Raw genomic sequence first — 17,257 nt, 5'->3', positions numbered from 1 at the left:
TCCTAGAGCCTTTTGCTTGCGTAATGCAACGTAACCTTCGAGCGCCGAAAAGCATCTCCCGCCAACAGAAAGCCTACGTTTTCCGCCTTAGGTATTTGGCCGAAAAGGGAAAACCCGCCGGACAGCCGGCGGGTTCTCGATTTTGCGCGCTAATACTTATCAACGATGGGCGGTCCCATCAGCGCTGCCGGGCGATCTCCGCATCGAGCGCTTCGAGCTCGCCGATCATCCGCTCGATGACCGACAGGCCCATCTGCCAGAAGGCCGGATCGCTGGCGTCGAGACCGAAGGGCTGCAGGAGTTCCTTGTGGTGCTTGGTGCCGCCCGCCTCCAGCATGGCGAAATACTTGTCCTGGAAGCCGGCCTCGGCCGTCTCGAACACGGCATAGAGCGAGTTCACCAGACAATCGCCGAAGGCATAGGCATAGACATAGAAGGGCGAGTGGATGAAGTGCGGGATATAGGCCCAGAAGGTTTCGTAGCCCGGCCCGAAGGTGATGGCCGGCCCGAGGCTTTCACCCTGCACGGAGAGCCATGCCTCGTTGATGCGGTCGGCGGTGAGTTCGCCCTCGCGGCGGGCGGCGTGCACCTTGCGCTCGAAGGAGTAGAAGGCGATCTGCCGCACCACCGTGTTGAGCATGTCCTCGATCTTGGAGGCGAGCAGCGTCCGCTTTTCGGCCGGTGTCGCCGCGCTGCGCAAGAGCGACTGGAAGGTCAGCATCTCGCCGAACACCGAGGCCGTCTCGGCCAGTGTCAGCGGCGTCGGCGCCATCAGCGCGCCCTGCCGGCCTGCCAGCACCTGATGCACGCCGTGGCCGAGCTCATGGGCGAGCGTCATCACGTCGCGCGTACGGCCGAGATAGTTGAGCAGCACGTAAGGATGCGCGGACGGCACCGTCGGATGGGCGAAGGCGCCCGGCGACTTGCCCGGCCGCACCGGCGCGTCGATCCACTGCTCGTCGAAGAAGCGACGGGCGATGTCGGCCATCCTGGGCGAGAAGCGGCCATAGGCGTCGAGCACCGTCGCCTTGGCTTCCACCCAGGGCACCTGCCGGGTGACGGCACCGGGCAGCGGCGCGTTGCGATCCCAGTAGGGCATGGTCTCGCCGCCCATCCAGCGCGCCTTGAGCTGGTAGTAGCGGTGGCTGAGGCGCGGGTAGGCGGCCTGCACCGCCTCGACCAGCGCGTCGACCACCTCGCGCTCGACGCGGTTGGCGAGGTGACGGGAATCGGCGATGTCCTTGAAGCCGCGCCAGCGGTCGGAGATTTCCTTATCCTTCGCCAGCGTGTTGGTGATGCGCGCGAAGATGCCGATGTTGTCGCCGAACACCTTGCCCAGCGCCTCGGCCGCCGCCTTTCGCTTCGCCGGATCCGCCTCCTGGAGGAGATGCAGCGTCGGCTCGATGGCGAGCTCCTCGCCGTCCACCGGGAAGCGCAGCCCGGCGATGGTCTCGTCGAACAGGCGGTTCCAGGCCGAATAGGCGGTGATCGACTTCTCGTGGAACAGCTCCTCCACCCGGTCCTCGAGCTGATAGGGCTTGTCGAGGCGGATGTCGGTGAGCCAGGGCCGGTAATGGGCCAGCGCCGGGTCGGCGAAGCCGGCCTCGATCAGGCCGTCGTCGATCCGGTTGATTTCCAGCTCGAAGAACAGGAGACCCGAGGAGATGGCGGTGATCTTCTCCTGCACGTCGCCATAGAACTTCATGCGCTGGGGATCGGTGGTGTCGCCCGAATAGAGAAGGCCGGCGTAGGACATCACCTTGCCCAGGAGGTCCTGCAGCTTTTCATAGTCGGCGATCAGCGCGGCGAAGGCGGCAGCCCCCTCAGGCCCCTTCAGAAGCGCCTCGAGTTTTCCCTTCGCCCGCCCCGCGAGATCACTCGCGGCCTTGGCCGCCGCGTCGATATCGCGCTCGATCGCCGGATCGTCGGGTGAGGCGTAAAGCGCCGAAAGATCCCATTCCGGCAGCGTCTCGGCAGCGGCGCCGGCGTCAGCGGGATGGAAGGCGGGGAGAGGCAGGCGGGAACGGCTCATCGAACGGCAACTCCAGTTCGGCGCAGGGCGCCATGCGCAAGACTACGTGCTGCGGGCGTCGGGGATCAACGGAAATGTCGGTGAAAAAGGCGTGACCGATCGCCGGGGCCTAACCTTCCCTTAACCCTTCGCCCGGCACAGTGCCCCGAATTGGCACAGACGCGGAAGGACGGACTAACGCATGGCCGCTCGCATCCTGATCGTCGACGACGATCCGATCCAGCGCCGCCTCCTGGAGGAGGCCGTCAAGCGCTTCGGCCACGAGGCGGTCACCGCCGACGGCGGCGAGGCGGGCCTCGCGACGCTGGCCGCCGCGCGCGGCGATTTCCAGCTGATGATCCTCGACCTCGTCATGCCCGACCTCGACGGCATGGCGGTGCTCGAACGCCTCGCCAAGGCCGGCGAGACCCTGCCGGTGATCGTTCAGACCTCGCGCGGCTCCATCGACACGGTGGTCGGCGCCATGCGGGCCGGCGCCTTCGACTTCATCGTCAAGCCGGTCAACCATGAGCGGCTCGCCGTTTCGATCCAGAATGCGCTGAAGATCAGCGCCCTCGAGGGCGAGATCCGCCGCGCCCGCCGGCCGGCACAAAGCGGCCTCGGCTTTCGCGACATCATCACCAAGAGCCCGGAGATGGCCCGCGTGCTGCGCCTCGGCGAGCGGGCCGCCACCTCCGGAATTCCCATCCTGATCGAGGGCGAGAGCGGCGTCGGCAAGGAACTGGTCGCCCGCGCCATCCAGGGTGCCTCCGACCGCCGGACCAAGCCCTTCGTCACCGTCAACTGCGGCGCCATCCCCGAGAACCTTGTCCAGTCGACGCTGTTCGGCCACGAGAAGGGCGCCTTCACCGGTGCCGTCGACCGCCATACCGGCAAGTTCCAGGAGGCACACACCGGCACGCTGTTCCTCGACGAGGTGGGCGAGTTGCCGCTCGACGTGCAGGTGCAGCTCCTGCGCGCCATTCAGGAGGGCGAGATCGAGCCGGTCGGTGCCCGCCGGTCGCAGAAGGTCGACTTCCGCCTGATCTCGGCCACCAACCGGCGTCTCCTCGACATGGTCAAGGAAGGCCGCTTCCGCGAGGATCTCTACTACCGGCTCAACGTCTACCCGATCTTCGTGCCGCCGCTGCGCGACCGCCGGGAAGACATTCCCCTCCTGGTCGAGCATTTCGTCTCCCGCTTCGCGGCCGAGGAGGGCAAGCGCCGCATCACCGGCATCCGCCCGGACGCCGTCGCCATGCTCAGCGCCTTCAACTGGCCGGGCAACATCCGTCAGCTGGAGAATGCCGTCTTCCGCGCCGTCATCCTCTGCGATGGTGGCGAGCTGACCGTCGACGAGTTCCCGCAGATCGCCGCCCAGACCGGGCACGTCTCGGCCATCCGTCGCGTCGAGGGAAACGACGCGCCCCCGCCGGCCGAGCCGGTGATCATCGAAAGCACCCTTCCCCCGGTCGCGACCGAGGACGGGCTGATCGGCGTCGCCGTCAGTTCCGGCGCCGGCAACGACCCGGCGCCCTTCGGCTTCCTGCGCTCGCTGGCCGACGACGGCCATGTCCGCGCCCTCGTCGCCATCGAGGAGGAAATGATCCGCCTCGCCATCGACCATTACGGCGGTCGCATGGCCGAGGTGGCGCGCCGGCTGGGCATCGGACGCTCGACACTCTACCGCAAACTTAAGGAATACGGCCTCGCCGACGGCGATGACGACGACGCAGGTGTGGCCGCCGAGTAACAAGAAGTCCGTAATCGACCTTTGGCGATGTATCGGCCTTGTCGACAGGTCGCCGAACCGCCAAACAAACTTCTATGACACTTCTTGTCCGGCCGAAGGCCTAGCAGGAATGGACGTGGTGAACGTGATGATCTCCTCGCTGTCCCGGTTTCTTCTCTCCACCGCCGTGATCGGCCTCGTCGCCGTGCCGGCCTTCGCCGAGACCGGTTTCGACCCGCTGGGCGCCAAGACCACGAACACCGCGACGCCGGGCGCCGTCGAGAGCAAGGCTCTGCCGCCCGCCAATACGAGCGCACCGACACCCGGGACCACCACGCCGGCCGCTCCGGCGGTCACCCCACCGGCGACCGCGACCACCGCCGCCCCGGCCGCAACCCCGTCCGCCGTCGAGCCGGCCGCACCCGCAACGGAAACCGCTACGCCGGCCGTGACGCCCGCCACCGAGCCGGCGCCCGCGGTTGCCACGGCGCCGCCTGCCATGCCGCTTGATCAGGCGATCGTCGCCGAGATCGCCAAGGTCGTGGCCTCGGCGACCGGCGACGCCCGCCGCCGGGCCGACGCCGTCGCCAAGGTCTATGCCGCCCGGGGCAACCAGCCGCTCTGGGTCGAGGGCGACCATTACTCGGCCAAGGCCAAGGCCGTGATCGCCCGTCTCGCCGACGCCGTGGAAGACGGCCTCAATCCCGTCGACTACGCCCTACCCGAGGCTGAGCTTTCGGCGGACACCACCGAACTCGTGGCCAACGCCGACCTCCGCGTGTCCATGGCGGTGGCGACCTTCGCCGAGCAGGCGTCCGGCGGCCGCGTTGCGCCCCGGTCGATTTCCAAGGACATCACCCGCACGCCCGAGCGCATCGCGGCCGACACGGCGCTTGCCACCGTCGCCGACGCCATCGACGTCGCGGCGGCTCTCGAAGGCTTCAACCCGTCGACCGACGGGTTCCGGCGTCTCAAGGCCATGCTGGCCGAGGTGCGCGCCACCAAGGACAGCGCCGAGCCGGCACCGGAGCCGGTGGCGCTCGTGAAGTCGCTGAAACCCGGCATGAGCGATGATGGCGTGCCCGCCCTGCGCAAGCGGCTCGGCCTTGCCGCGCCGGCCGAGGGCATCGAGCCGGCGCTCTACGACGACGCGCTGGTCGCTGCCGTCGAGGCCTTCCAGAAGGAGAATGGCCTGACAGCCGATGGCGTGGTCGGCGCCCGCACGTTGGCCGTCCTCAACGGCGCCCATCGCGACGTCGAAGGCGAAATCATCGCCAACATGGAAATGTGGCGCTGGATGCCGCGCGACCTCAGCCAGGACTACGTCTTCGTCAACATCCCCGAGTTCAAGGTGCGCGTGGTCCGCAACGGCCAGCAGGTGCACGAGGCCCGCGTCGTGGTCGGCAAGACCGCCAACCAGACGCCGGTATTCTCCGGCGAGATGCAGTATCTGGTGGTCAACCCCTACTGGCACGTTCCCGAATCGATCAAGATCAAGGAAATGCTGCCGGCGATCCAGGCCGATCCGGCCGGTTACTTCGCCCGCCACGGCTATGAGGTGACCTGGGACGGCCAGCTCATCGACCCGACCCGCGTCATCTGGGACGAGAACGCCGTGAAAGCGGTCGGCATTCGTCAGGTTCCCGGTGAAGCCAACGCGCTGGGCAACATCAAGTTCATGTTCCCCAACAAGCATGCCGTCTACCTGCACGACACGCCGCTCAGGAGCCTGTTCAACCGCGACGTCCGGGCTTTCAGCCACGGCTGCGTGCGCGTCGATGACCCGATGGCCTTTGCGGACGCGGTTCTGCAGGGCGATCCGGAATGGACGGTGCCGAAGCTGCGGGCCATGTTCGGCGGTGCCGAGCGGCGCGTGGACATCTCCACCCATCTCAAGGTGCATCTCGCCTACTTCACGGCCTTCGTCGACGAGGCCGGCAAGTTGCAGCTTCGCGACGACATCTACGGCCATGTCCAGGCCATCAAGAAGGCGCTGGGCATGTCGCAGGTCTGATCTGCCAAGGATGGAGCAATCCAATCCAAAGCCTGCTTTGCCCTTGGCAGAGCAGGCCTTTTGGCGTTTCCACATGCCTTAAACTACCCACTTGGCCTTTGGGCCGGTCGCAGGTATTGTACGCGCCGTGAATTCCAGGGGATGTTTCCGACCATCGGAGCCTAAGCCCGCCTTCAATGGCTTACGGTAAACCGTTGCTTAATTCTCTCCGCCAATAATCAAACCTGGCTGGAGACGAGAGCAAGCGGACAAAGACGCGTGAAAACCCGGACAGTGAACACATCATCAGGGAGAGGAATCGCTTCGATGAAAGCAGCCAAGGCTTTCGGCGCAACGACCACTTCTTCCCGCTTAGCCCTTGCAGCTGGTCGTACGGCGCTCGGCGCTTTCATCGGCACCGCGGCAGCGCTCGCGCTCTTCGCTTCCGCAGCGAAGGCCGCCGACAGCCGCACCCTCGACCTCTACAACATGCACACCAAGGAGCGGCTGACCATCGTCTTCAAGAAGGACGGTCGCTACATTCCCTCGGCGCTGGCCGAGCTCAACCGGTTCCTGCGCGACTGGCGCCGCAATGAGGCGACACGCATGGACCCGCGCCTGTTCGATACCGTGTGGGAGCTGTACCAGAAATCCGGCTCGCGCCAGCCGATCCAGGTGGTCTGCGGCTATCGGTCGCTCGCCACCAACAACATGCTGAGGTCCCGCTCGTCGGCCGTTGCCAAGCACAGCCAGCACACGCTGGGCAAGGCGATGGACATGAACATCCCCGACGTGTCGGTGAACAAGCTGCGCATGATTGCCGTGCAGATGCAGAATGGCGGCGTCGGCTGGTATCCGTCCGCCAACAGCCCCTTCGTTCACATCGACGTCGGCTCCGTTCGCGCCTGGCCGCGCCTCAGCCGCACGCAGCTCGTCGGCCTGTTCCCCGACGGCAAGACCGCCCACATTCCCGCCGATGGCAAGCCGCTGCCCGGCTATAGCCAGGCGCTCGCCGAGTTGCAGCGCGAGAAGGGCGCAGCGCCCGTGGCCATGGCCTCTGCGGCCGCGCCGACGCCCGGCAAGTCCGGCAAGGGTGGCGGCCTGCTCGCCATGCTGTTCTCCAACGACGAGGAAGACAGCGCCGAGGAGATCGGTGCGGCTGGTGCCGAGGATGAGGCCCCGACCGTTGCCGCCAAGCCCGCTCCGGCCGTTCCGCGCACGATTTCGCCGGCCGTGGCGCCCGCCGCGCCTGTGCTCACCGCCGCCTTCACGCCACCCGCCGCGCCCGAACGGCGCATAACCAGCCTCGCCGAGGCGACGCTGCCGGCCGGCCTCGAGCCGACAGCCGCGCCGCAGCTCACCGCCGCCGACCGTCTGGCCATGGACAACGTTCCGTTGCCGCAGGCCAAGCCCTCGGAGATCGCGACCGCCGCCACCGAGCTGGCCATGCTCGACGCGCCGATGATGCTGCCGCCGGTGAAGCCGCCGGCGCCCGTGGAAATGCCGGTGCCAGTGGCAGCCAGCCGCGAGGACGCCATCGCCGCCCAGCTCGCGCTCGCCGAGGTGGCCCAGGATCAGGCGCCGCCTGCGTCTGCCCTTTCCTTCGCGCCGCCTGCCGCCGAGCCGGCGTTGCCGGCGGCGCGCCAGCCGGTGCAGACCGCCTCCCTCGTGCCGGCGCCTCGCAAGCCGGCCGCCACAGCTCCCGTGCCCGAACTCGCCCGACCGGTGATCGATGGCGGCAAGAGCGACATGTTCGGCAATATCGAGCTGCCGGAGGTTGCCTCCGAGGACGGCCCGTCGCTTCTCGACGGCGGCCAGTCCGTCTACTGGGGCCGGTTCCGGACGCTGACCCACCCCGACCAGTTGCACATCGCGACGCTGTTCGAGGCTCCGGCCCGGGTGGTGAATGCCACTTTCTCGGCCCAGCCCTATGGTGCGCTTATCTCGACCCGCTTCGCCGGCACCGTGACGGCGCCGACCGAGGTCATCGACTTCACGTCGCGCCAGTTGGCCATGCGCTGATACCGCGCGACTCCACACGCGAAACGCCGGCCTCTTGGCCGGCGTTTTCGTTTGATGCCCAGGCGTAGGTGTCAGTCTCGCGACCGCCTTCAATGAATGACGGTCGCCTCGCTCTCGAACACCCGCAGCACGGTAAGGCGGCCGGTGGCAAAGGCTCCGGTGTCGATGCCGATACGCCCCGGCGCAAAAACCGGCTCGTTGGCGGGCGTATGCCCGTGTACCACGGTAAGCCCCAAGCCGTGCGGCTGGCTGACGAAGGGCTCGCGGATCCACATGAAGTCGTCTTCGTCCTGCTCCTCGAGCGGTACGCCGGGACGAACGCCGGCATGGACGAACAATGCGCTGCCGAAGCGGACCGACACTGGAAGCTGCTTGAGGAAGGCGACATGCGCCTCCGGCACCGTCGCACGGACGATGTCGCGAAGACCGCCGCGATGCCGCGCGATGCGCGTCAGATCGATGCCGTAGGACTCCAGCGTCTGCTCGCCGCCGAACTCCAGCCAGCCCATGTTCGCCTGGGGGTCGTCGACGAACGACAGGAAGGTCTCGTCGTGGTTGCCGCACAGCGACAGGCGCTCGAAGCCGCCGGGAGGCGGGCCGGTCAGGTGATCGAGCACGTCGGCCGACCGCGGTCCCCGATCGACGAGATCGCCAAGGCAGAGAATGATGCGGCGCGACACTTGTATGTGCGCGGCATCCTCGATGATCCGCTGCTCGGCCGCCTTCAGTTCCGCAAAGCAACCGTGGACGTCGCCGATCGCGTAGACCACGGTGTCCTCGGGATCGAACTCGATGCGTCTGCGACCACCGATGGCCGGAACTGGCTCAGACTTCGTGCCAAGACCAAAAAATGATCGAACCGATGTCAGCAATAGAGAAGGCTCCAAACGGAGGGAACAACTGGATGGCCCGCCGGAAAGGCGCGTCGGTCGGCGGCAAGACCCGCCAAGGCCTCTTGTCTTTAAGTATTTATCCGGTCTACCCTCAAAAAGGTCCAGCGGTTTTTTGCCGCTTGCCGGCGATTTTCGCGAGACGGTTAAGCCCGTCCGGGGTAGAGAAGCCGTCATGACGGTCAAAGCGCCGCTTGGGCCCGATCCGCGCCTCGGCGTCCGACATTGGGGAAGTTGGTCATGATATCGCTGAAGCTCTCCGCACCCTTGATCGGCGTGTTCTCGGCCGGACTGCTTTGCCTCGGCCTCTACGGGATGAGCATCGAATCGACACCCTTCCTCAGCACGGCCGGCAGTTCCATCGATCGGCTGCAGGCGGTGGCGGCCGATCCGGACGTGTCCAACCTCTCCAGCAAGCGGGCGCTCGGCGTCTTCGAGTATGACTGCCGTACACTGGCCTTCGGGCTGACCACGCCGCCGATCACCGCCGAGGATCGGCCCCGCCTCAACGAGGCCTGCTACGAGCGCGCCCGTTCACTGGTTGAGGCAGCGCCGGGCAACGCTCGCCTGTGGCTGACCCTCGCCCAGTTCGCGGCCACCCTGCCCGACAAGCGCGACGCCGTCGTGCATGCGCTTGAGCGCAGCCGCGCTTACGGCCCCTGGCAGTACTCCCTCGCAGTCGACCGCGTGCAAATGATCGAAACCATGCCCGACATATCAGAAGCACTTGCTACCGTTATCAGCGGCGACATCGAGACGCTGGCTGCGAGTTACAAAGGGCGCGACGCGCTGGCGCAGATCTACGTCGCAACGCCCGGCCGCCGTGATCAGATCGCCGCGGCCGTTGAGAAGCGAGCGCCGAAGGAACAACGGAATTTCCTGAGCAAGGTGCAACGCAGCATGCAGTGACAGTACGGCGCGAACTTATCGCACCGACCGCCTGACATCGGCGAGCACGCGCGGCAGCAGCGTATCGACCTCCGAGCGCGTCATGCCCGGCCGGATGCGCCGGTCGTACAGCATCGACACCAGGGCCCGGTCGAAGGGCATGAGGCGGCTGTGTCGCGAGCGGTCGTTGAACACCGAGGCATAGAGCGCTGCATTGTCGTTCATCGGGCCGAGGCCTTGGAGGATCTCTTCGACCATGCAGCGGCGGAACAGGCCATCGCCCTCGTCGGAGACGATCACAGCCGTGGACCGGACGATGCCGAGCGAGCCCGGATAGACGCGCACCAGACACTGTCCCGGCACGGCACCATGTGTCGAGCCGAGCACGTCGGTACGAACGGTATCGACATAATCGGCGCGGTCGACCACGTAAATCGTGAAATTGGGGTTCTCCGTCGGCGCCGCCATGCGGATGTCGAGCCCACGCACGAGGCGGGGCAGGCGCGTCACGAAACCGGCGATCTCGCGCTGCCGGTCCTTGTCGGCAAGGTTGACGACACGGACGCGCACGGCGCCGTTGAACTTCTTGACGGCGCCGCCAGCCGACGCGCTGCCATACTCGACGCCAAACACCGTCTTCTGGAAACCATCCATCAGTTCATCGTCGGAAAAACCGACGATGCTTTCGGCCCGCACCGGAGTGGAAAGAAGATCACCGACCGTCGCAAGTGCGACTGCAAGCAGCATCAACCCGAAAATCGTCCTGAAAGCCGCCATGACCACCTCGCCGCCGGGGGATGGAACGCCTCGAACCCAGGACAAGAATTAACCAGAGATTATCTGGGGTCAATGCGGTCGATCACGGTGGCGTGATGCTTTTGTGATCATTGACAGTCAACAAATAGGCGCATTGACAGCCCATGCGCCGTTTCTGGCCGACGGCCCCGGCTGCTGCTTGGCAACGCAGCGCCTTTCGTGCAAAACGAAAGGCGAACAACCGGCGCCGCGCGCCGATTCGGCTCGACGATTCTGCCCGCCAATCGCCCAAGGGCGTTTCGGGCGGATAGGCTGTCGAAGCCGAACAACCAGGGCCGCCGGAGACGATCGGACCACAATGAGCGAAGAAAGCCGTCTCGTCTCGGGCGACAAGCGCGCCGAGGATTTCGAGCAGTCGATCCGGCCGGGAGCGCTTTCCGAATTCGTCGGCCAGGCGTCGGCGCGCGCCAACCTCCAGGTGTTCATCGATGCCGCCAAGGCCCGCAAGGAAGCCCTCGACCACGTGCTGTTCGTCGGTCCGCCCGGCCTCGGCAAGACCACGCTGGCGCAGATCGTTTCCCGCGAGCTCGGCGTCAACTTCCGCGCCACCTCCGGCCCGGTGATCGCCAAGGCCGGCGACCTCGCCGCCCTCCTCACCAATCTTGAGGAACGCGACGTCCTGTTCATCGACGAGATCCACCGCATGAGCCCGGCGGTGGAGGAAATCCTCTATCCGGCCATGGAGGACTACCAGCTCGATCTGATCATCGGCGAGGGACCGGCCGCCCGTTCGGTCCGCATCGATCTTGCCAAGTTCACGCTGGTCGGCGCCACCACGCGCCTCGGCCTGCTGACCACACCGCTCCGCGACCGCTTCGGCATTCCCATCCGCCTCGAGTTCTACACCACCGAGGAGTTGGAGCAGATCGTCCGGCGCGGTGCCCGCATTTTCGGCATCGGCATCGCCGACGACGGCGCCAGCGAAATCGCCAAGCGCTCGCGCGGCACGCCGCGCATCGCCGGACGCCTGCTGCGCCGCGTCCGCGATTTCGCCATCGTCGCCGGCGCCGATGCGATCACCGCCGAAATCGCCGACCGGGCGCTGACCCGGCTCGACGTCGACCCCATCGGCCTCGACGCGCTCGACCTGCGCTACCTCAACACCATCGCCCTGAGCTTCAACGGCGGGCCTGTCGGCATCGAAACCATCGCGGCGGCCATCGCCGAACCGCGCGACGCCATCGAAGACATCGTCGAGCCCTATCTCATCCAGAAGGGCTTCGTGCAGCGCACGCCGCGCGGCCGCCTGTTGACCCCGCACGCCTTCCGCCATCTGGGTCTCGCCGTGCCCAAGACCTCCGAGGAGGCCCAGTTCACGCTGTTTTCCGGCGGGGAGGAAGAGTGAGATGAGCCGTGCCCTGGTCATCATCGACGTTCAGGCCAACCTCTTCGACGAGCCGCGCGCCTACCGGATCGACGAGGTGGCCGCGCTGCTCGACCGCAAGGCGGCCGAGGCGCGCGCCTCTGGCATACCCGTGATCTTCATCCAGCATGAGGAAGCGGATTGCGAGTGGGAGCGCGGCACGCCCGGCTGGGAGTTTCACCCGTCGCTGGCGCCCAAGCCCGGCGACACGGTCGTCGCCAAGACCTTCTGCGACGGCTTCCGCGACACCGAGCTCGCCGCCACGCTTCAGCGGCTCGGCGTCGACGCCATTGTGGTCGGCGGCTACGCCTCCGACTTCTGCGTCGACACGACGGTTCGCGCCGCCGCCTCGCGCGGCATTGCCACCACGGTGATCGCCGACGGCCATACCACATCGGACCGGCCGCATCTGCCGGCCGCCGATGTGGTGCGTCATCACACGTGGGTGTGGTCGCGCTTCGACAGGCCGGTTTCGGTTCTTCCTGCCGGGGACATCGTGTTTTGACCGTCCATCGCCTCGCCGTCCGCGTCTATTTCGAGGATACCGATGCCGGCGGCATCCTCTACCACGGCAGCCACATGCGCTTCTTCGAGCGCGGCCGCACCGAGTTCCTGCGCGACCTCGGCATCAGCCAGAGCCTGACCGCCGACCGCACCGATCCCGGCGCCCTGCTGTTCGTCGTCCGTCGCTTCGCCATCGAATACAGGAAGCCCGGCTTTCTCGACGATCTCCTGACGGTGGAGACGGAGATCGGCGCCATTTCGAGCCCGCGCTTCACGGTCGCCCAGCGCCTCCTGCGCGGGGACGACCTCATCGCTTCGGCCGAGGTCGAGGTGGTGGCGACCGGCGGCAACGGACGGCCGCGCCGCCTGCCGCCGGCCATGGCGGCCCTGATCGACGGCGCGCGTTGAAACCGGGCCTTCGGTAAGCCTTCCTTAACCATACCATAGGATGACAGGAACGGGACCCCGGCGCCGTCGGCGGCGGAACCCGTCCCGGCGGCAGAGGGGCGTAACTCCTCGGTTTTCCTGACCGTCAAGTCCCGTTTTCGCCAAATTTGGGCGGCATGTGGAAGTTCAGGCATCGACGCATGCCGCCACAGCCTGCCCCGGCCGACGCGACTTGGCGCCAAGAGATCGCCGCTACATCCTGAGGACAACGGAAGACACCATGAATCCGGTCGAACTGACCCAGAACGCGCTCGCAGCACCGGCCGTCGAGGTGTCCATCTGGGCATTGTTCTGGCAGGCGAGTTTTGTCGTCAAGGCGGTGATGCTCGGCCTTCTCGCCGCATCTGTTTGGTGCTGGGCGATCATCGTCGACAAGATCGTCGCCTACAACCGCGCCCGCCGCTCGATGGACCACTTCGAGAAGGTCTTCTGGTCCGGCCAGTCGCTCGAGGAGCTCTACCGTTCGCTCACCTCCCGGTCCAACGAGGGACTTGCCGCCATTTTCGTCGCCGCCATGCGCGAATGGAAGCGCAGCCATGAGGCCGGGCGCGTGTCCTTCCAGGGCATCACCGACCGTATCGGCAAGGTGATCGACGTCACCATTTCCCGCGAGATGGAGCGCCTGGAAGCCCGTCTCATCTTCCTGGCCACCGTCGGCTCGGCCGGCCCGTTCATCGGCCTGTTCGGCACCGTCTGGGGCATCATGAGTTCCTTCCAGGCCATCGCCACCTCAAAGAACACCAGCCTGGTCGTGGTGGCGCCGGCGATCTCCGAGGCGTTGCTCGCCACCGCCATGGGCCTTGCCGCCGCCATTCCGGCGGTGCTCGCCTACAACAAACTCTCCGCCGACGCCGCCAAGCTCGGCTCGCGCATGGATGGCTTCGCCGACGAGTTCGCCGCCATCCTGTCGCGCCAGATCGACGACAGGAGCTGACCGATGGGCATGGGTGTCGCAGGGGGCTCTCCCGCGGGTAGCCGTCGCCGCAGGCGGCGCCATGCCCGCGGCGTGATGAGCGAAATCAACGTGACGCCGATGGTCGACGTCATGCTGGTGCTGCTCATCATCTTCATGGTCGCGGCGCCCTTGCTTACCGTCGGCGTGCCGATCGACTTGCCCGAGACGGCCGCCAAACCGATGGAAGGCCAGACCGACCCGATCAACATCTCGGTCGACGCCGCCGGCAAGGTGTTCATCCAGGACAGCGAGATCAGCTACGAGGAACTGGTTCCCAAGTTGATGGCCGTCGCCAAGAACGGCGTCGAGGAGCGCATCTACGTGCGCGGCGACAGAACCGCCGACTACGGCACGGTGATGCGCGTCATGTCCCGCATTTCGGCGGCCGGCTTCAAGAAGATCGGTCTCATCACGCAAGAGGAACAGGGGACGGCTGCGGCGCCGTCCAACTGATACATGCGCATAGGTCTCACGACATCCGTCATCGGTCACGTCCTGCTTTTCGCCTGGGGATTTGCCTCCTTTTCCGGCGCGAAGCCGTTTGACGCCGCGCCGGTGGACGCGCTGCCGGTCGACCTCGTGCCGATCTCCGACCTGTCGCAGATCGCCGAGGGCAGCAAGACCGCGCCGAAGTCCAACAATGCCTCGCAGGCCAAGGTGAAGACGCCGACGCCGCGCCCCGATTCGCCGCGGGTCGGCGCCGCCAAGAACGACCAGTCGACGCCGATCACCGAAAAGGCGACCGACACCGCCGCCGCCAAGACAGCCGAAGCGCCGCCGCCACCGCCGCCCAAGGCCGCTCCGCCCAAGCCGGCCGAGACGCCGCCGCCGGCCGAAAAGCCGGAAGAGACGAAAACGGCGGCGCTGGAAGAGGCGCCCAAGGCGGATACCGGCGAGATCGCCGACAAGATCAAGGAAGCGGACAAGCCGTCGCCGGTGCCGCCCAAGCTGCCGCCGGTGAAGCCCAAACCGCCGGCCCCGACGCCGACCGAGGACACCGCCGACGCCCCCGACAAGACGCCAGCCAAGCCCGTCAAGGAAAAGCCCAAGCAGACGCAGAAGGACTCCAAGAGCGAGGAGTTCGATCCCAACGAGATGGCGGCGCTCCTCAACAAGGTCGATCCGTCAGGCGGCGGCGGGCGCGAGTCCGACAAGGAGGCCTCGCTCGGCTCGGAAAACCGCACCGGCCCGGTCGCCGAGATGAGCCAGAGCGAGCTCGACGCGCTGACCGCCGCCGTGACCGCCTGCTTCAATCCGCCGGTCGGCGCCGAGGGTGTCGACCAAATGGTCGTGCCGCTGCGCGTGACCTTCACCATCGACGGCGATCTCGCCGGGCCGCCCGAGATCAAGGCCGTTCCCGACGGGCCTGCCGGTCAGGCGGTCGCCGAGGCGGCCGTGCGCGCCGTCCAGCGCTGCGCGCCCTACCCCTTCCTGCCGAAGGACAAGTTCGACAACTGGCAGGTCGTGAACATGAATTTCACCCCGCCGTCGTCCTACTGACGCGGCGAGACAAGAAAGTCGAGCCGGACTGCCACATCGCCCGATCGGGGTATGTCCGGACCATCCGTTTGGGAGCACCTAAGGATGCGAAAACTGGTCCGCACTCTCTTCGCCGCGCTGACGGCCCTCGCCGCGGTCGCCGCGGCGGCGCCGTCCAGCGCCGAGATCACCATCAACATCAACGGCGGCAACGTCCAGCCGCTGCCGATCGCCATCCCGAACTTCGTGGGCAGCGGCGACACGGCTGCCGTCGGCCAGCAGATGGCCGGCGTCATTGCCGCCGACCTGCAGCGCTCCGGCCTGTTCCAGGTGCTGAATCAGGCCTCCTTCGTCGACCGCATCACCGACCCCAACGCGGTGCCGAACTTCCAGAACTGGCGGGTGATCAACGCCCAGGCCCTCGTCTCGGGCGGCATCGTTCGCGCTGCGGATGGCCGTCTTCAGGCCGACTTTCGCCTGTGGGACGTGTTCGGCGGCACCCAACTCGCCGGCCAGCAGTATTTCACCACGCCGGAGAACTGGCGCCGCATCGCCCACATCATCGCCGACGCCATCTACGAGCGGCTGACCGGCGAGAAGGGCTATTTCGACACCCGCATCGTCTTCGTCGACGAGAGCGGCCCCAAGGGCAACCGCGTCAAGCGCCTCGCCCTGATGGATCAGGACGGCGCCAACGTCCGCTACCTCACCAATGGCAAGGATCTCGTGCTGACGCCGCGCTTCTCGCCGACCTCGCAGCAGGTCACCTACATGTCCTTCGGGGCCAGCGAGCCGCGCGTCTACCTGCTCAACATCGAGAACGGCCAGCGGTCGCTGGTCGGCAACTTCCCGAACATGACCTTCTCGCCCCGCTTCTCACCCGACGGCGGCTCGGTGGTGATGAGCCTTGAGCAGAACGGCAACGCCAACATCTACGCCATGCCGATCGGCGGCTCGCCGGCTCGCCTGACCGACGCGGCGGCCATCGATACCTCGCCCTCCTACTCGCCCGACGGTTCGCGTATCGTCTTCGAGAGCGATCGCGGCGGCAACCAGCAGCTCTACGTGATGAGCGCCGGCGGCGGCGCGGCCACCCGCATCTCCTTCGGCAACGGCCGCTACGGCACGCCGGTGTGGAGCCCGCGCGGCGACCTCATCGCCTTCACCCGCCAGTCGGGCGGCGGCTTTGCCATCGGCGTGATGAAGCCGGACGGCTCGGGCGAGCGCATTCTCACCGAGGGCTTCCACAACGAAGGTCCGACCTGGGCGCCCAACGGCCGAGTCATCATGTTCTTCCGCGACGCGGGTGGCCCGAACGGCGGCCCGCAGCTCTGGTCGGTCGACCTCACCGGCCGCAACGAGCAGAAGATCCCGACGCCGAACTTCGCGTCCGACCCTGCCTGGTCGCCCCTGCTCAAGTGACGGAATCGGGCGGCGCCGGACATCCCTCCGGCGCTGCGTTTACCATCAAAAGGCCGCGAACCCGAGATTTAGTGCTTCGTTAACCACGTATTTGAACCTGTGTTTAACCAAAGCCGTTTACCAAGACTCTCGAAACATCCGGTCAGCACGTATCCGAGGATTACCGGTATCATGACGACAGCCACCAGACTTTTCAGCCGCCGCGGAGCGCTCGCGCTCGGCCTCGCCCTTCTCGCCGCCGCCTGCGCCAAGAGCCCGAGCGAACTCGATGGCCAGCTTGCCGGCGGTGCCGGTGGCGCCGGCGCCGCGACGCCGGGCAGCGCCCAGGACTTCGTGGTCAACGTCGGTGACCGCGTGTTCTTCGACACCGATTCGTCCTCGATCAACACCGAGGCCCAGTCCATCCTCGGCCGTCAGGCCCAGTGGCTGGCGCTCTATCCGCAGTACACGGTCACTGTCGAGGGTCACGCGGACGAGCGCGGCACCCGCGAGTACAACCTCGCCCTCGGCGCGCGCCGCGCCAAGGCCGCCCAGGACTTCCTCGTCGCCCGTGGCATTCCCGCCACCCGCGTCCGCACCATCTCCTACGGCAAGGAACGCCCGGTTGCCCTTTGCGATCAGGATAGCTGCTGGGCGCAGAACCGCCGTGCCGTCACTGTGCTGAACACCGGCGGCTGACCTCAGTTCGCCGACGCCGCCACACCCCAGGCACGATCGTCCCGGATTCCCGCGTGG

General features: G+C 66.8%; 15 protein-coding genes. 12 read left to right on the top strand and 3 right to left on the bottom strand.

The genetic code is table 11. From position 1 onward, the window contains the following. Window positions 1–178 precede the first annotated feature (178 nt). Window positions 179–2,032 (bottom strand): M3 family oligoendopeptidase, encoded by a 1,854-nt coding sequence (locus tag CXZ10_RS10305; protein ID WP_101289079.1) that lies wholly within the window; start codon window positions 2,030–2,032, stop codon window positions 179–181. A 181-nt stretch (window positions 2,033–2,213) separates the two neighbouring features. Here CXZ10_RS10305 and CXZ10_RS10300 point away from each other — a divergent pair, with 181 nt between their 5' ends. The 3 genes from CXZ10_RS10300 to mepK all read left to right on the top strand — a co-directional run bounded on the left by CXZ10_RS10300 (window position 2,214) and on the right by mepK (window position 7,758). After that, window positions 2,214–3,764: a sigma-54-dependent transcriptional regulator gene (locus CXZ10_RS10300; RefSeq protein ID WP_101289078.1), complete on the top strand. Its 1,551-nt coding sequence runs from the start codon at window positions 2,214–2,216 to the stop codon at window positions 3,762–3,764. 109 nt (window positions 3,765–3,873) lie between these two features. Beyond that, window positions 3,874–5,757, top strand: a complete 1,884-nt coding sequence (locus CXZ10_RS10290; protein ID WP_149744482.1) for a L,D-transpeptidase family protein — start codon at window positions 3,874–3,876, stop codon at window positions 5,755–5,757. 306 nt (window positions 5,758–6,063) lie between these two features. Continuing rightward, entirely contained in the window at window positions 6,064–7,758 is a 1,695-nt protein-coding gene (mepK, locus tag CXZ10_RS10285) for a peptidoglycan L,D-endopeptidase MepK (protein WP_101289075.1), read from the top strand. Between the two features lie 89 nt (window positions 7,759–7,847). Here mepK and CXZ10_RS10280 read toward each other — a convergent pair whose 3' ends face one another. Then, a complete protein-coding gene (locus tag CXZ10_RS10280; RefSeq protein WP_244617270.1) occupies window positions 7,848–8,528 on the bottom strand; it encodes a metallophosphoesterase in 681 nt (226 codons plus the stop codon). Window positions 8,529–8,888: 360 nt separating this feature from the next. On the opposite strand from CXZ10_RS10280, the gene CXZ10_RS10275 reads away from it, so the two are divergent. Then, window positions 8,889–9,557: a hypothetical protein gene (locus CXZ10_RS10275; protein WP_101289073.1), complete on the top strand. Its 669-nt coding sequence runs from the start codon at window positions 8,889–8,891 to the stop codon at window positions 9,555–9,557. A 15-nt stretch (window positions 9,558–9,572) separates the two neighbouring features. Here CXZ10_RS10275 and CXZ10_RS10270 read toward each other — a convergent pair whose 3' ends face one another. Continuing rightward, complete coding sequence (locus tag CXZ10_RS10270) at window positions 9,573–10,313, bottom strand: DUF2927 domain-containing protein (RefSeq protein WP_101289072.1); 741 nt, start codon at window positions 10,311–10,313, stop codon at window positions 9,573–9,575. Between the two features lie 337 nt (window positions 10,314–10,650). Between CXZ10_RS10270 and ruvB the strand changes: the two genes are divergently transcribed. From ruvB to pal, 8 genes are all read left to right on the top strand, one after another. Then, window positions 10,651–11,697 (top strand): Holliday junction branch migration DNA helicase RuvB, encoded by a 1,047-nt coding sequence (gene ruvB / locus CXZ10_RS10265; RefSeq protein WP_101289071.1) that lies wholly within the window; start codon window positions 10,651–10,653, stop codon window positions 11,695–11,697. A 1-nt stretch (window position 11,698) separates the two neighbouring features. Then, complete coding sequence (locus CXZ10_RS10260; protein WP_101289070.1) at window positions 11,699–12,220, top strand: cysteine hydrolase family protein; 522 nt, start codon at window positions 11,699–11,701, stop codon at window positions 12,218–12,220. After that, complete coding sequence (locus tag CXZ10_RS10255; protein WP_101289069.1) at window positions 12,217–12,627, top strand: YbgC/FadM family acyl-CoA thioesterase; 411 nt, start codon at window positions 12,217–12,219, stop codon at window positions 12,625–12,627. Before CXZ10_RS10260 ends, CXZ10_RS10255 begins: the two co-directional genes overlap by 4 nt. 259 nt (window positions 12,628–12,886) lie before the next feature. Beyond that, on the top strand, window positions 12,887–13,600 hold the full coding sequence (gene tolQ / locus CXZ10_RS10250; protein ID WP_101289068.1) for a protein TolQ: 714 nt from the start codon (window positions 12,887–12,889) through the stop codon (window positions 13,598–13,600). A 3-nt stretch (window positions 13,601–13,603) separates the two neighbouring features. Next, window positions 13,604–14,074, top strand: a complete 471-nt coding sequence (tolR, locus tag CXZ10_RS10245) for a protein TolR (RefSeq protein WP_101289067.1) — start codon at window positions 13,604–13,606, stop codon at window positions 14,072–14,074. 3 nt (window positions 14,075–14,077) lie between these two features. Beyond that, window positions 14,078–15,121, top strand: coding sequence for a hypothetical protein (locus tag CXZ10_RS10240; protein WP_101289066.1), 1,044 nt, complete (start codon window positions 14,078–14,080; stop codon window positions 15,119–15,121). Window positions 15,122–15,205: 84 nt separating this feature from the next. Further along, entirely contained in the window at window positions 15,206–16,522 is a 1,317-nt protein-coding gene (gene tolB, locus CXZ10_RS10235) for a Tol-Pal system beta propeller repeat protein TolB (RefSeq protein WP_101289065.1), read from the top strand. Between the two features lie 171 nt (window positions 16,523–16,693). Beyond that, the gene (gene pal / locus CXZ10_RS10230; RefSeq protein WP_101289064.1) at window positions 16,694–17,200 is read left to right on the top strand and encodes a peptidoglycan-associated lipoprotein Pal; all 507 of its coding nucleotides are present in this window, start codon (window positions 16,694–16,696) and stop codon (window positions 17,198–17,200) included. Window positions 17,201–17,257 lie beyond the last annotated feature (57 nt).

This window comes from Pleomorphomonas diazotrophica (assembly GCF_002844595.1).
Classification (GTDB): Bacteria; Pseudomonadota; Alphaproteobacteria; order Rhizobiales; family Pleomorphomonadaceae; genus Pleomorphomonas; species Pleomorphomonas diazotrophica.
Note: the sequence above shows the minus strand (reverse complement) of the source record. Positions and strands in the feature narration are given on the sequence as shown.

Excerpts from the sequence above, each read along its gene's own strand:
- CXZ10_RS10305 (WP_101289079.1), bottom strand. The coding sequence starts at position 2,032 with ATGAGCCGTTCCCGCCTGCCTCTCCCCGCCTTCCATCCCGCTGACGCC.
- CXZ10_RS10300 (WP_101289078.1), top strand. The coding sequence starts at position 2,214 with ATGGCCGCTCGCATCCTGATCGTCGACGACGATCCGATCCAGCGCCGC.
- CXZ10_RS10290 (WP_149744482.1), top strand. The coding sequence starts at position 3,874 with ATGGACGTGGTGAACGTGATGATCTCCTCGCTGTCCCGGTTTCTTCTC.
- mepK (WP_101289075.1), top strand. The coding sequence starts at position 6,064 with ATGAAAGCAGCCAAGGCTTTCGGCGCAACGACCACTTCTTCCCGCTTA.
- CXZ10_RS10275 (WP_101289073.1), top strand. The coding sequence starts at position 8,889 with ATGATATCGCTGAAGCTCTCCGCACCCTTGATCGGCGTGTTCTCGGCC.
- CXZ10_RS10270 (WP_101289072.1), bottom strand. The coding sequence starts at position 10,313 with ATGGCGGCTTTCAGGACGATTTTCGGGTTGATGCTGCTTGCAGTCGCA.
- ruvB (WP_101289071.1), top strand. The coding sequence starts at position 10,651 with ATGAGCGAAGAAAGCCGTCTCGTCTCGGGCGACAAGCGCGCCGAGGAT.
- CXZ10_RS10260 (WP_101289070.1), top strand. The coding sequence starts at position 11,699 with ATGAGCCGTGCCCTGGTCATCATCGACGTTCAGGCCAACCTCTTCGAC.
- tolQ (WP_101289068.1), top strand. The coding sequence starts at position 12,887 with ATGAATCCGGTCGAACTGACCCAGAACGCGCTCGCAGCACCGGCCGTC.
- tolR (WP_101289067.1), top strand. The coding sequence starts at position 13,604 with ATGGGCATGGGTGTCGCAGGGGGCTCTCCCGCGGGTAGCCGTCGCCGC.
- CXZ10_RS10240 (WP_101289066.1), top strand. The coding sequence starts at position 14,078 with ATGCGCATAGGTCTCACGACATCCGTCATCGGTCACGTCCTGCTTTTC.
- tolB (WP_101289065.1), top strand. The coding sequence starts at position 15,206 with ATGCGAAAACTGGTCCGCACTCTCTTCGCCGCGCTGACGGCCCTCGCC.
- pal (WP_101289064.1), top strand. The coding sequence starts at position 16,694 with ATGACGACAGCCACCAGACTTTTCAGCCGCCGCGGAGCGCTCGCGCTC.